Origin of the sequence: Streptomyces sp. NPDC046831, assembly GCF_040645305.1 — a bacterium.
GTDB lineage: Bacteria > Actinomycetota > Actinomycetes > Streptomycetales > Streptomycetaceae > Streptomyces.
This window is the reverse complement of the sequence record NZ_JBEYXZ010000005.1, coordinates 163,184-176,799: the sequence shown is the minus strand read 5'-3', so window position 1 is coordinate 176,799 and position 13,616 is coordinate 163,184. Positions and strand designations below refer to the sequence as shown.

Annotated in this window: 11 protein-coding genes; 2 read left to right on the top strand and 9 right to left on the bottom strand. The window is 72.3% G+C overall.

Annotation, left to right across the window (positions count from 1 at the left end; all coding sequences use genetic code 11):
• Positions 1-43 precede the first annotated feature (43 nt).
• The 7 genes from ABZ920_RS07265 to pgsA all read right to left on the bottom strand — a co-directional run bounded on the left by ABZ920_RS07265 (position 44) and on the right by pgsA (position 6,469).
• The gene (locus tag ABZ920_RS07265) at positions 44-796 is read right to left on the bottom strand and encodes a YebC/PmpR family DNA-binding transcriptional regulator (protein WP_361499696.1); all 753 of its coding nucleotides are present in this window, start codon (positions 794-796) and stop codon (positions 44-46) included.
• 80 nt (positions 797-876) lie between these two features.
• Positions 877-1,485, bottom strand: a complete 609-nt coding sequence (gene pdxT, locus ABZ920_RS07260; RefSeq protein WP_361499694.1) for a pyridoxal 5'-phosphate synthase glutaminase subunit PdxT — start codon at positions 1,483-1,485, stop codon at positions 877-879.
• A 52-nt stretch (positions 1,486-1,537) separates the two neighbouring features.
• Positions 1,538-2,452 (bottom strand): pyridoxal 5'-phosphate synthase lyase subunit PdxS, encoded by a 915-nt coding sequence (gene pdxS, locus ABZ920_RS07255; RefSeq protein ID WP_361499692.1) that lies wholly within the window; start codon positions 2,450-2,452, stop codon positions 1,538-1,540.
• A gap of 148 nt (positions 2,453-2,600) precedes the next feature.
• Positions 2,601-3,143, bottom strand: coding sequence for a hypothetical protein (locus ABZ920_RS07250; RefSeq protein WP_361499690.1), 543 nt, complete (start codon positions 3,141-3,143; stop codon positions 2,601-2,603).
• Between the two features lie 445 nt (positions 3,144-3,588).
• Positions 3,589-4,752: a glycosyltransferase family 4 protein gene (locus ABZ920_RS07245; protein WP_361499688.1), complete on the bottom strand. Its 1,164-nt coding sequence runs from the start codon at positions 4,750-4,752 to the stop codon at positions 3,589-3,591.
• Positions 4,749-5,687 carry a phosphatidylinositol mannoside acyltransferase gene (locus tag ABZ920_RS07240; RefSeq protein WP_361499686.1) on the bottom strand — a complete coding sequence of 313 codons (939 nt, stop codon included), beginning with the start codon at positions 5,685-5,687 and terminating at the stop codon, positions 4,749-4,751. The genes ABZ920_RS07245 and ABZ920_RS07240 overlap by 4 nt, the downstream gene beginning before the upstream one ends.
• A complete protein-coding gene (gene pgsA, locus ABZ920_RS07235; protein ID WP_361499684.1) occupies positions 5,684-6,469 on the bottom strand; it encodes a phosphatidylinositol phosphate synthase in 786 nt (261 codons plus the stop codon). The genes ABZ920_RS07240 and pgsA overlap by 4 nt, the downstream gene beginning before the upstream one ends.
• A 219-nt stretch (positions 6,470-6,688) precedes the next feature.
• Between pgsA and ABZ920_RS07230 the strand changes: the two genes are divergently transcribed.
• Together ABZ920_RS07230 and ABZ920_RS07225 are read left to right on the top strand one after the other, a co-directional pair.
• On the top strand, positions 6,689-8,896 hold the full coding sequence (locus ABZ920_RS07230) for an elongation factor G-like protein EF-G2 (RefSeq protein ID WP_361499683.1): 2,208 nt from the start codon (positions 6,689-6,691) through the stop codon (positions 8,894-8,896).
• 182 nt (positions 8,897-9,078) lie between these two features.
• Entirely contained in the window at positions 9,079-10,734 is a 1,656-nt protein-coding gene (locus ABZ920_RS07225; protein WP_361499681.1) for a hypothetical protein, read from the top strand.
• Between the two features lie 156 nt (positions 10,735-10,890).
• Here the strand turns inward: ABZ920_RS07225 and ABZ920_RS07220 are convergent, their stop codons facing one another.
• The gene (locus ABZ920_RS07220) at positions 10,891-11,451 is read right to left on the bottom strand and encodes an HIT domain-containing protein (protein ID WP_361499679.1); all 561 of its coding nucleotides are present in this window, start codon (positions 11,449-11,451) and stop codon (positions 10,891-10,893) included.
• A gap of 97 nt (positions 11,452-11,548) precedes the next feature.
• Entirely contained in the window at positions 11,549-13,525 is a 1,977-nt protein-coding gene (gene thrS / locus ABZ920_RS07215; RefSeq protein ID WP_361499677.1) for a threonine--tRNA ligase, read from the bottom strand.
• Between the last annotated feature and the right edge of the window lie 91 nt (positions 13,526-13,616).

Genomic DNA, 13,616 nt, shown 5'->3' with positions numbered 1-13,616 from the left:
GGTGGCGCACCGTCGGCCCGTCGCGCCCGTGGAGCCGGCCGGCCTACGCCTCGACCTTCTCCATGACCTCGTCGCTGACGTCGAAGTTGGCGAAGACGTTCTGCACGTCGTCGCTGTCCTCCAGCGCGTCGATCAGCTTGAAGATCTTCTTGGCGCCCTCCTCGTCCAGCTCGACCTGCATGGTCGGGACGAAGTTGGCCTCGGCGGAGTCGTAGTCGATGCCGGCGTCCTGCAGGGCGCTGCGGACCGCGACCAGGTCGGTGGCCTCGCTGATGACCTCGAAGTTCTCGCCGAGGTCGTTGACCTCCTCGGCGCCGGCGTCCAGCACGGCCCCGAGGACGTCGTCCTCGTTCAGCCCGCCCTTGGGCACGATCACGACGCCCTTGCGGTTGAACAGGTACGACACCGAGCCCGGGTCCGCCATGGAGCCGCCGTTGCGGGTCATGGCGACACGGACCTCGGAGGCGGCGCGGTTGCGGTTGTCGGTGAGGCACTCGATGAGCACCGCGACACCGTTCGGACCGTAGCCCTCGTACATGATCGTCTCGTAGTCGGCGCCGCCGGCCTCGAGGCCCGCACCGCGCTTGACCGCGGAGTCGATGTTCTTGTTCGGGACCGACGACTTCTTGGCCTTCTGGATGGCGTCGTACAGCGTCGGGTTGCCCTCGGGGTCCGCGCCGCCCATGCGGGCCGCGACCTCGATGTTCTTGATGAGCTTCGCGAAGAGCTTGCCGCGCTTGGCGTCGATGACGGCCTTCTTGTGCTTCGTCGTGGCCCATTTAGAGTGGCCGGACATCTGCCTGTCTCCTTCGCGTAACCCAGCCCTGCAACGAACTCCCCCGGCGCTCGTCGAGCCCGGAGGTACCCCCAGAGATCCTACAAGGACTCCGCTGCCCGCTTCGCGCGCACCATGTCGACGAACAGGGTGTGCACGCGGTGGTCGCCGGTGAGTTCCGGGTGGAAGGACGTGGCCAGGACGTCGCCCTGGCGGACGGCGACGATGTGGCCGTCGTGCTCGGCGAGCACCTCGGCCCCGGCGCCGACGGACTCGACCCAGGGCGCGCGGATGAAGACGCCCTCCACGGGGTCGCCCTCGACGCCCTTGACGTCGACCGCGGCCTCGAAGGACTCGTTCTGCCGGCCGAAGGCGTTGCGGCGGACGATCATGTCGATGCCGCCGATGGTCTCCTGGCCCGAGCGCGGGTCGAGGATCTTGTCGGCGAGCATGATCATGCCCGCGCAGGTGCCGTAGACGGGCATGCCGGCGCGGACCCGCGCGCGCAGGGGCTCCATCACTCCGAAGAGGACGGCCAGCTTGGAGATGGTGGTGGACTCGCCGCCGGGGAGGACGAGGCCGTCGACCTCGGCGAGCTCTTCGGGGCGCCGCACCGGCCTGGCCGCGGCGTCGGCCGCGGCCAGGGCGATGAGGTGCTCCCGTACGTCGCCCTGGAGGGCCAGGACGCCAATGACGGGTGCGTCGGTCATGTGTTTCGTGCAGTCCTCTGTGCGTGCGGCTTCAGGGCCTCGGCGGCGCGGCTCACCAGCCGCGGTTGGCGTAGCGCTCGGTCTCGGGGAGGGTGTCGCAGTTGATGCCGACCATGGCCTCGCCGAGGTTGCGGGAGGCGTCCGCGATGATCTTCGGGTCGTCGTAGAAGGTGGTGGCCTTCACGATGGCGGCGGCGCGCTTGGCCGGGTCGCCCGACTTGAAGATGCCGGAGCCGACGAAGACGCCCTCGGCACCGAGCTGGCGCATCAGCGCGGCGTCGGCCGGGGTCGCCACGCCGCCGGCGGAGAAGAGGACCACCGGGAGCTTGCCCAGCTCGGCGACCTCCCTCACCAGCTCGTACGGGGCGCGCAGCTCCTTGGCGGCGGCGTACAGCTCGTGGTTGTCGAAGCCGCGCAGCCGGGCGATCTCGTTCTTGATCTGGCGCAGGTGGCGGACGGCCTCGACGACGTTGCCGGTGCCGGCCTCGCCCTTGGAGCGGATCATCGCGGCGCCCTCGGCGATACGGCGCAGGGCCTCGCCGAGGTTGGTGGCACCGCAGACGAAGGGGGTGGTGAACGCCCACTTGTCGGAGTGGTTGACCTCGTCGGCCGGGGTGAGGACCTCGGACTCGTCGATGTAGTCCACGCCGAGGGACTGCAGGACCTGGGCCTCGACGAAGTGGCCGATGCGGGACTTGGCCATCACCGGGATGGAGACGGCGTCGATGATGCCCTCGATCATGTCCGGGTCGGACATGCGGGCCACGCCGCCGTCCTTGCGGATGTCGGCCGGGACCCGCTCCAGGGCCATGACCGCGACGGCGCCCGCGTCCTCGGCGATCTTCGCCTGCTCCGGCGTGACGACGTCCATGATCACGCCGCCCTTGAGCTGCTCGGCCATGCCGCGCTTCACGCGGGCGGTGCCGGTCTCGGGGGTCTGGTCGGAGTTGGGGATCGTGGTGGACACGAGGTGACCTCACTCGGGGAAAGGCGGTTGTTGCTTCCCCGAGGAAACGCGAGTGGACCAGGCCACAGCAAGGGCCAATGGCAAGCCGGTGGATCCTTTTTGGGTCCTGGCGACCGGAACGCCCTTGTGGGCGGCCCGCCGGGAGGGGTCAGGCCGTCCGGTCCACCAGGGCCGCGGGCGGCTCGTCGTCCATCTCGAAGGCCATCGGGAAGGGCGCGTGGCCGGCCAGCCGGAACCAGCGCACCTTGCGGTGCTCGCGCAGCCTGCGGGCCGCTCCGACCGCGTCGTTGTGGAAGCGCCGGGCCATCGGGACCCGGCGCACGGCCTCGGTCAGCTCCCGGGCCGCGTCCTCTCCCCCGGGCGCCTCGCGGACCGCCTCGACCTGCGGGGTCTCCGCGAAGACGGCCCGCAGCGCCTGGCTCAGCTCGCTCTCGGCGACCTCCCGCTGCTCCTCCTCGGCCTGCCGGGCGGCGTGCGCGGCCTCGTACAGCACGATCGAGGCGGCCGGGTCGAGCACGCCGGAGGTGGCCAGTTCCTGGGCGACGGAGGCCCGGCGCAGCAGCTGGGCGTCGAGCGCGGCACGGGCGGCGTCGATGCGGGCGTGCAGCCGGTCCAGCCGGCCCGCCGTCCAGCTGAGGTACAGGCCGACGGCGACGAGCGCGACGAGGATCCAGACGAGGGTTGCGGTCACGGGCGGCAAGGCTACCGGGGCGGGCGGTGACCGGCCGCGGCCGGTCCGCCGGGCGTCCGGGGCGGCCGCCGCACCCCGGCGCCAGGTGCTCCGGCCGGCCCGCCCGGCGCCGGAGCCGGGACCGGCTGCTGAGTCCGGTCCGGGTGTGCGTGGGCGGGAAGGAAGCCGCCCCTGCGTCCCGGCCGGTACGTCGCAGCGGCGGGACGCAGTGCGGCAGCGACGCCTGTCCCGTTCGCCAGGGGCGCGTGCGCCATGCGGCAGCGGCGTGTGCGCCGCGGACCCGGCCCATCGCCGTCGTCCGCGCCCCGGGCCCGCCGTCCTGTGCGCGCACCGCGGCCCGGCGCCCGGTGCACGGATCGCGCCCTCCTCCCCGGATCCGCCGCCAGGCGCCGTGGCCCGGCGGCGTGACCGCCAGCCCCGAGGCGGACGCCGGCTGCGGAGCCGGTCAGTCGCGGGCCAGGCCGAACCGGGCCCACAGGCCCGTGGCCCGGTCGTCGGCCGCCACGGCCGCCGCCCCGGCCGTCACCGTCTCGTACACGGACAGGATGTCCGCGCCCACGGTCGACCAGTCGAACCGCCGGACGTGGGCGCTGCCCCGCTCGCGCAGCTCCCGCCGCCGCTCCGGGTCGCCCAGCAGCCGCACGGCCGCGTCGGCCAGGGCGTCGGCGTCCTCGTTGGCGAACAGTTCGCCGGCCGCGCCCCGGTCCAGGACCTGCGCGAAGGCGTCCAGGTTCGAGGCGAGGACCGGGGCGCCCGCCGACATGGCCTCCACGAGGATGATGCCGAAGCTCTCGCCGCCGGTGTTCGGGGCGACGTACAGATCGACGCTGCGCAGCAGCCGCGCCTTGTCCTCGTCGCTGACCATGCCGAGGAACTCCACGCGCGACCGCAGCGGGGCGGGCAGCGTCGCGACGGCCTCCTCCTCGTCCCCGCGTCCGGCGACCAGCAGCCGGGTCCGCGGCCGGGCGGCGAGGATCTTCGGCAGGGCCCTCATCAGCACCGGCAGGCCCTTGCGGGGTTCGTCGATCCGCCCGATGAAGCCGATGGTGTCCCCCTGCCAGGCGGGGTCGGGTTCGGCCTTGGCGAAGAAGCCGACGTCGACGCCGTTGGGGATGACGACCGCGTCCCCGCCGAGGTGCTCGACGAGGGTGCGGCGCGCGTACTCGCTGACGGCGATCCGCGCGCTGATCTTCTCCAGGGCGGCCTGCAGGATCGAGTAAGCGGCGATCATCGCGCGCGAGCGCGGGTTGGAGGTGTGGAAGGTGGCGACGATCGGCCCCTGGGCGGCCCAGCAGGTCAGCAGGCCGAGCGAGGGCGAGGTCGGCTCGTGGATGTGGATGACGTCGAACGCGCCGTCGTGCAGCCACCGCCGGACCCGGGCCGCGGACAGGAAGCCGAAGTTCAGCCGGGCCACCGAGCCGTTGTACGGCACCGGCACCGCGCGGCCGGCCGAGACGACGTACGGCGGCAGGGGGGTGTCGTCGTCGGCGGGCGCGAGGACGGACACCTCGTGGCCGAGGCCGATGAAGTACTCGGCGAGGTCCCGGATGTGGAACTGGACTCCGCCGGGCACGTCCCAGGAGTACGGGCAGACGATGCCGATCCTCACCGGGCTCCCTCCCCGGCACGGCCGGGTCCGCCCGGGTCCTTCGCGGGGTCCAGGTCGGCGAGCCACAGCCGCTGCAGCATGTGCCAGTCCTCCGGGTGGTCGGCGATGCCCGAGGCGAAGACGTCGGCCAGCGCCTGCGTCATGGCGGACGTCTTCTCGGCGCGCGTGCCCGTGCGGGGCACCTCGATCGGGGGGTGGACGCGGCCCCGCATGACGGGCGAGTCGTCGTACCAGAGCGTGGCGGGCATCAGCAGGGCGCCGGTGTGCTGGGCGAGCAGGGCAGGTCCCGCGGGCATCCGGGCCCGCTCGCCGAAGAACGTCACCTCGGTGCCCGAGGCGGACAGGTCGCGGTCGGCGACCAGGCAGACGAGGCCGCCGTCGCGCAGCCGCCGGGCCAGCGTGCCGAAGGCGGAGCCGCCGCTGTGCGGGAGGACCTCCATGCCGAGGCTCTCACGGTAGGCGACGAAGCGGTCGTACAGCGTCTCGGGCTTCAGGCGCTCGGCGACGGTCGTGAAGGGGATGCGCAGCTGCGTGGTGACCCAGGCGCCCGCCAGGTCCCAGTTGGCCAGGTGCGGCAGCGCGAGCACGACGCCCTTCCCGGCGGCGAGGCCGTCGGTCAGGATGTCCACGTCCTTGGGGTCGAAGCCGGCGCGGATCCGCTCGGCACTCCAGGCGGGCAGCCGGAAGGACTCCATCCAGTAGCGCAGGTAGGAGCGCATGCCGGCGCGGCTCAGCTCGGCCAGGCGTTCCGGTGAGGCCTCCGGCACCACGCGGGCGTAGTTGCTCTCCAGCCGCCGCACGCCCGTGCCGCGCTGCTTCCAGGCGATGTCGGCGATCGTGCGGCCGAGGCGGACGGCGACGGGCTCGGGCAGTTGCTTCACGGTGCCCCAGCCGAGCCCGTACAGGGCGTCGGTGAGGCGTTCCTGGGCGCTCACGTGGTCGCTCCGCTCCCCCGGGAGGCGTTGCGTCGGCCGCCCGGCCCGCCGGTGCCGTCGTTCCCGTGCTCTCCCCCGTGCTCGTGCCCGGCCGCGGCCTCCGCCTCGGCGGACTCCCGGCGGACCGTGACGACGCGCTGGATCAGCGTGACGAGGCTGCCGACGGCGACGATCCACAGAGCGACGGGCAGCAGGTACTGGACGCCGGGCACACCGAACTTGTGCAGACCCGCGAAGCCGGCCGCGACCAGCGAGACCACCAGCCGTTCGGCGCGCTCGACCAGGCCGTTGACGGCGACCGGCAGGCCGATCGACTCGCCGCGGGCCTTGGTGTACGACACCACCTGGCCGCTGGCCAGGCAGAAGATCGACACGGCGCACAGGACGTTGTCGTCGCCGTGGCCCGCGTACCAGAGGGCGAAGCCGCCGAAGATCGCGCCGTCGGCCACCCGGTCGAGGGTGGAGTCGAGGAAGGCGCCCCAGCGGCTGGAGCGGCCCAGCTGGCGGGCCATGTTGCCGTCGACCAGGTCGGAGAACACGAACAGCGTGATGACGACCGTGCCCCAGAAGAACTCGCCCCGCGGGTAGAAGACCAGCGCGCCCGCGACGACACCGGCGGTGCCGATGAGCGTGACCGTGTCGGGGCTGACGCCCCGGCGGATGAGAAACGCGGCGAACGGTGTGAGGACACGCGTGAAGAATGCACGCGCGTACTTGTTCAGCATGGCCTTCCCGAGGGTCGGTGTCGCCGCCTGGCCCCTGCTGGCCACCGGCTGGCCCATCGTAGCCACGCGCGCGGGTGCGCGACCTGCGGGCACCCGGACCCCATGACGGGCGGGCCGGCGGCCCCGCGGGCGCGGGCGGGATCGGGTCGCTCGTATGGACGCGGCGTGACGGGAGTGGAAAGCTCGAATAACCGCGGGCGTCGTCGAGGCCGCCAGTCCCCGCGGCCCCGCACGTCCGCGCCCACAACTGACCTCACCTGCACGGGAGGCAAGGCCATGGGCGACAAGGCGAACGCACACCCCGGAGCCGCCGGCAGGGCGGTGGCGGCCGACCATCCCGCGTCCGTGCGGAACGTGGTGCTGGTCGGCCACTCCGGCTCGGGCAAGACGACCCTGGTGGAGGCTCTCGCCCTCACGGCGGGAGCGGTGAAGCGGGCGGGCCGCGTCCAGGACGGCGGCACCGTGTCCGACTACGACGAGATCGAGCACCGGCAGCAGCGCTCCGTACAGCTGTCCCTCGTCCCCGTCGAGTGGGACGGCATCAAGATCAATCTCCTCGACACCCCCGGGTACGCCGACTTCGTCGGGGAGCTGCGGGCCGGTCTGCGCGCGGCGGACGCGGCCCTGTTCGTCGTCTCGGCCGCGGACGGCGTGGACGGCTCGACCCGCATGGTGTGGGAGGAGTGCGCGGCCGTCGGCATGCCGCGTGCCCTCGTCGTCACCCATTTGGAGGCAGCCCGCGCGGACTTCCACGAGATGACGCGGGTGTGCGCGGAGGCCTTCGGCGGGGACGACCCCGACGCCGTGCTGCCGCTGTACCTGCCGCTGCACGGCGCGCCGGGCCCGGACGGGCACGCGCCCGTGTGCGGTCTGGTCGGGCTGCTGACGCGCAAGCTGTTCGACTACTCCTCCGGGGAACGCAAGGAGTCCGAGCCGGGCGAGGACCAGTTGCCGCGGATGGACGAGGCCCGCAACCGGCTCATCGAGGGGATCATCGCCGAGAGCGAGGACGAGACCCTCATGGACCGCTACCTCGGCGGTGAGCAGGTCGACGTCAAAACGCTCGTCCAGGACCTGGAGCGGGCCGTGGCGCGCGGCAGCTTCTTCCCGGTGCTGGCCGCCGCCCCGGCCGTCGAGGGCGCCCGGCAGGGCATCGGCACCGTAGAGGTGCTGGAGTTGATCACCCGCGGCTTCCCGACCCCGGCGGAGAGCGAGGCGCCGCGGATCAGCGGGATGGACGGCACCCCGCGGGCGCTGGAGCCCTGCGACCCGGACGGGCCGCTGGTCGCGGAGGTCGTGAAGACCTCGTCCGACCCGTACGTCGGCCGGATCTCCCTGGCCCGCGTCTTCTCCGGCACCCTGCGCCCGGACGAGACGGTCCACGTCTGCGGGCACGGCCTGGCCGACCACGGGCACGAGGCCCGCGCCTTCCACGAGGCCGACGAGCGCGTCGGCGCCCTGTCCACCCCGTTCGGCAAGCAGCAGCGGCCCGTGACGCACGCCGTCGCCGGTGATCTGGTGTGCGTGGCGAAACTGAGCCGGGCCGAGACCGGCGACACCCTGTCGGCCAGGGACGAGCCGCTGCTCATGGAGCCGTGGGACATGCCGGATCCGCTGCTGCCGCTCGCCGTCCGGGCGCACAGCAAGGCGGACGAGGACAGGCTCTCCCAGGGCCTGAACAGGCTGGTCGCCGAGGATCCGACGATGCGGCTGGAGCAGAACCAGGACACCCACCAGGTGGTGCTGTGGTGCCTGGGCGAGGCCCACGCGGACGTCGCCCTGGAGCGGCTGCGCAGCCGGTACGGCGTCCAGGTCGACGTCGTCCCGCACCGGGTCGCCCTGCGGGAGACCTTCGCGGGCAGGTCGGCGGGGCGGGGGCGGCACGTGAAGCAGTCCGGCGGTCACGGCCAGTACGCCATCTGCGAGATCGAGGTCGAGCCGCTGCCGGCCGGCTCGGGCATCGAGTTCGTCGACAAGGTGGTCGGCGGGGCCGTGCCCCGGCAGTTCATCCCGTCGGTGGAGAAGGGAGTGCGGGCCCAGGCCGCCAAGGGGGTCGCCACGGGCAACCCGCTGGTCGACATGCGGGTCACGCTGGTGGACGGCAAGGCGCACTCGGTGGACTCGTCCGACGCCGCCTTCCAGACGGCGGGTGCGCTGGCGCTGCGGGAGGCCGCGGCCGACGCGCGCATCCATCTGCTGGAGCCGGTCGCCGAGGTGACCGTCCTGGTCGGCGACGACTTCGTGGGCGCCGTCATGAGCGACCTGTCCGGGCGCCGCGGCCGGGTGCTGGGCACCGAGCAGACGGCCGGGGGCCGCACCCTCGTGCGGGCCGAGGTGCCGGAGATCGAGATCGGCCGGTACGCGATCGACCTGCGGTCCCTGTCGCACGGCACCGCCCGGTTCGACCGCCGGTACGCCCGGCACGAGCCGATGCCGCCACAGGTCGCCCAGCGGGTGCGTGAACAGGAGCGGGAGGCCTCGTAGTTGACGCGCCGGGCGCACAACGGCGCGCCCGCGGAAGGTTTTCCTCCGGAGACCGGGCGGCTTCGGCCGTCCGCCTCCGGAGCCCCGCGCGGGCGGATACGCTGATGACCTGATCAACAGGTGTGCGCAGGACGGAAGTCGGGAAGGCCGCAGATGCAGGGACGGGCGGCGAGGGGGCGGCAGTGACGGACGGCTTCGATTTCAGTCCCGGGGCGCAGGTGCCCCTGTCGGGCTCCGCGGGTCAGACGGCGGCGACCTACGCGCTGGCCTCGGCGGCGTACCGGGACGACGAGGTCACCAAGATCCTCGAGGCGAACAACGAGTGGCACAAGTCGGCGGTCACCCTGCCCCGGCCATGGGCGAGGATCTTCCGGCCGCGACTGGGTGAGGCGTTCTCCCGCGCGGTGATCGACCGCACGCTGGGCGCCGGCCGCAAGCCGCTCATCCAGTCCTTCGGCATCGAGCCGCAGGCCGTCGTCGAGCACTGCCTGGCGGCCCACCGCATCCGCCGGGAGCGCGACAACCGGCTCACCGCGGTCACGGTGCTGTGCGGGGTGCTGTTCCTGCCGGGCTTCCTCGTCTGGCTGATGGTGTTCACCCTGCGCACGACCGTCGGCAGGCGGGAGGGCAGGCGCTCCGGCGCGCTCGCGACGACCCTGCTCCTCGCCGTGGGCGCCCTGGCGGTGCTCTTCCTGCTCAAGATGCCCTTCTCCGGCTTCTGGGCCTGGTACGCGCGCGCGTCGGTCGTCATGCCGGTCGTCGGCTGGTTCCTGGCCAAGCAGATCTGCGAGCGCACGGCGCAAGACCTGCGGGAGCGCTGGACGAGCCTGCTGTCCGGCGGCGGCCTCGGCGCGAAGATCCCCGAGGCGGTGCCGGGCAGCCCCGGCGACGCGGCCGAGCAGGTGCGCAAGGAGCTCGCCCGGCTCAGCGCCGAGCAGCGCTCCAACTCCGTCTTCTACGCCGGGCCCAAAGGCATACTCGGCATGGGCACCCGCTGGGGCAGCTGGCAGCTGGCCGAGGAACTGGTCTCCGCCGACCCGGGCAAGGAGTTCCACCCCTTCCGCAGCTGGGACGTGATCACCGCGATCCAGGGCGGGCTCGGGATGCTGGAACGCACCCCCATCAACACCGGCGGCTTCCCCAAGCCGTCCGTCACCCACTGGATCGTCACCCCGATCGGGGAGAACGCGCAGGAGGTGGCCCGGCCGAGCGGCACGGACGTCGACGCCTACACGATCAGGACGCACGCCGTGCAGGACATCTGCAACAAGCAGCAGTTCGGCAGCGGGGACCGGCACTACCTCGGCGTCCAGTGGACGCTGTGGGACGGCCAGCTGGTGATCACGATGCTGATCACGGTGACGGTGCTGCACGAGACTCTGCGCATCGAGGTCACCGGGCACGCCCTCGGCCCGGTCAACGGCCTGTTCTACGAGAAGCCGGCGGCCAAGGAGAGGGAGGTGCAGAAGGCGTTCCGGTTCTGGGAGACCCGCAAGGTGAAGCTGCCCCTGGTGGACGCCGACGAGGTCGTACGGCTGGCCGCGCGCGCCCCGCTGACCTGGCACCCCGCGCTGCTGAACTGGCTCGGCGGCAAACTGACCCTGCCCGAGCCGTTCGGTCTGCGGCACGCGTGGGCCGACCAGCCCTGGCGCCACCGCTTCATGGCGGACGACGCGTTGCGCGCCGCCACCCCGGTGCTGCGGGTGGTGCACGCGGCGGCGCTGAAAGTGCTGCGGGAGAACGGCGTGGACACGGAGAAGTTCGGTGCGCGGTCCGCGGCCCTCAGCGTGGGCGTGCAGGAGGTGTCGCCGAAGAAGGCGGACGTCTACGACGCCTAGGCAGGCGCTGACGTTCGGACCGCTGACGCCCCCCCCGCGGCGCGGTCGCCGCGGCTGTGGCCGGCAGGTGCGCGCGGCGGGTCCCGCTCCGGCCCGGGCGGCCGCGTCCTCCAGCGCCGCGGCCAGCGGGCGCCGTACGCCGTCGCCCGCAGCGCCCTACGCCGTCGGCCAGGCCTCGGCCAGCATCTTCCGGGTGTCGGCCAGCAGCTGTGGCAGCACCTTCGTGTGGCCGACCACCGGCATGAAGTTCGTGTCGCCGCCCCAGCGGGGCACGATGTGCTGGTGGAGGTGGGCGGCGATGCCGGCGCCGGCCACCGATCCCTGGTTCATGCCGATGTTGAAGCCGTGGGCGCCGGAGGCGGTCCGCAGCGCCCGCATCGCCTGCTTGGTCAGCTCGGCGAGCTCGGCGGTCTCCGCCCCGGTCAGGTCGGTGTAGTCGGCGACGTGCCGGTAGGGCACGGTCATCAGGTGGCCGCCGTTGTACGGGTACAGGTTGAGCACGGCGTACACCTGCTCGCCCCGCCGGACGATCAGGCTCTCCTCGTCGGCGGCGGCCGGGATGGAGCAGAAGGGGCAGCCGTCGCCGGACCCGGGGCCCGTCGGCTTGTTCTCGCCCTGGATGTAGGCCATCCGGTGGGGCGTCCACAGGCGCTGGAACGCGTCCTGCGTCCCCACTCCGTTCTGCTGCTCCGGCTCACTCGTCATACCAGGCAGCATATGGCGTCGGCGTGTCCCGCCGGGTGGGAGGGCCGCGGAAACGGCGGGGCCCCCGGGGGGAAGCGCTCCCCCGGGGGCCCGTGGCTCGACGCGAGGGTCAGACCTGCGCCCGCTCCTCGACCACCTGGAGGATCTTGGCGAGGGCCTCGTCGAACGGGATGCCGTTCTCCTGGGAGCCGTCGCGGTAGCGGAAGGAGACGGCGTTGTTCGCCATGTCCTCGTCGCCCGCGATCACCATGAACGGCACCTTCTGCTTCTGGGCGTTGCGGATCTTCTTCTGCATGCGGTCCGAGGAGGAGTCCACCTCGACCCGCAGGCCCTTCCTCTTCGCCGCCGCGGCGAACTTCTGCAGGTAGTCGACGTGCGCGTCGCCGATCGGGATGCCGATCGCCTGGACCGGGGCGAGCCAGGCCGGGAAGGCGCCCGCGTAGTGCTCCAGGAGCACGGCGAAGAAGCGCTCGATGGACCCGAAGAGCGCGCGGTGGATCATGACCGGGCGCTGCTTGGTGCCGTCGGCGGCCGTGTACTCGAGGTCGAAGCGCTCGGGCAGGTTGAAGTCCAGCTGGACCGTCGACATCTGCCAGGTGCGGCCGATGGCGTCCTTGGTCTGCACGGAGATCTTCGGGCCGTAGAAGGCCGCGCCGCCCGGGTCCGGGACCAGCGGCAGGCCCTGCTTCTCGGCGACCTGGCGCAGGGTCTCCGTGGCCTCCTCCCACGCCTCGTCCGAACCGACGAACTTCTCCGGGTCCTTGGTGGACAGCTCCAGGTAGAAGTCGGTCAGGCCGTAGTCGCGGAGCAGGTTGAGCACGAAGGTGAGCGTCTTGTCGAGCTCGTCGGCCATCTGCTCGCGGGTGCAGTAGATGTGCGCGTCGTCCTGCGTGAAGCCGCGGGCGCGGGTCAGGCCGTGCACGACGCCCGACTTCTCGTACCGGTACACGGTCCCGAACTCGAACAGGCGCAGCGGCAGTTCACGGTACGAGCGGCCGCGCGCGTCGAAGATCAGGTTGTGCATCGGGCAGTTCATGGGCTTGAGGTAGTAGTCCACGCCCTCGTCGAGCTGCATGGGCGGGTACATGCCGTCGGCGTACCAGTCCAGGTGGCCCGAGGTCTCGAAGAGCTTCCCCTTCGTCGCGTGCGGGGTGTAGACGAACTCGTAGCCCTCCTCCTCGTGGCGGCGCCGCGAGTAGTCCTCCATCACGCGGCGGACGACGCCGCCCTTGGGATGGAAGACGGCGAGGCCGGAGCCGATCTGCTCCGGGATGGAGAACAGGTCGAGCTCGTGGCCGAGCTTGCGGTGGTCGCGCTTCTCCGCCTCGGCGAGGAAGTCCAGGTACTGCTTCAGCTCGTCCTTGGACGGCCAGGCGGTGCCGTAGATGCGCTGGAGCATCGGGTTCTTCTCGTTGCCGCGCCAGTAGGCGGCCGCGTTGCGCATCAGCTTGAACGCCGGGATCAGCCGGGTGGAGGGCAGGTGGGGACCGCGGCAGAGGTCCTTCCAGCACAGCTCGCCGGTCTTGGCGTCCAGGTTGTCGTAGATCGTCAGCTCGCCGGCGCCGACCTCGACGTCCGCGCCGTCCTCGCTGGAGGCGGAGCCCTTGAGGCCGATCAGCTCCAGCTTGTAGGGCTCGTCCGCGAGCTCCTCGCGGGCGGCCTCGTCGCTGACCACGCGGCGGGAGAAGCGCTGGCCGCGCTTCTGGATCTCCTGCATCTTCTTCTCGATGGCCTTGAGATCCTCGGGCGTGAACGGCTTGGCCACGTCGAAGTCGTAGTAGAAGCCGTCCCTGACGGGCGGGCCGATGCCCAGCTTGGCCTCGGGGAAGATCTCCTGCACGGCCTGGGCCATCACGTGCGCGGTGGAGTGGCGCAGGATGTTGAGGCCGTCCTCGGAGGAGATCTCGACACCCTCGACGGTCTCGCCGTCCTTCACCTCGTAGGCGAGGTCCCGCAGTTCGCCGCCCACGCGCGCGGCGACGATCGAGCGCTCGCCGGCGAAGAGGTCGGCGGCCGTAGTGCCCGTCGTCACCACGCGCTCTTCCCGCTCGGAATCGCGTTGGATGATCACACGGACGTCTGACACCGGTCTCTCCTGACTGAAGGCGGGGTGCGGCGTCATACCAGGAACGCGCGCATGAGGGCGATCGTACCGACCCCGGGCCGCCGACCGCGAA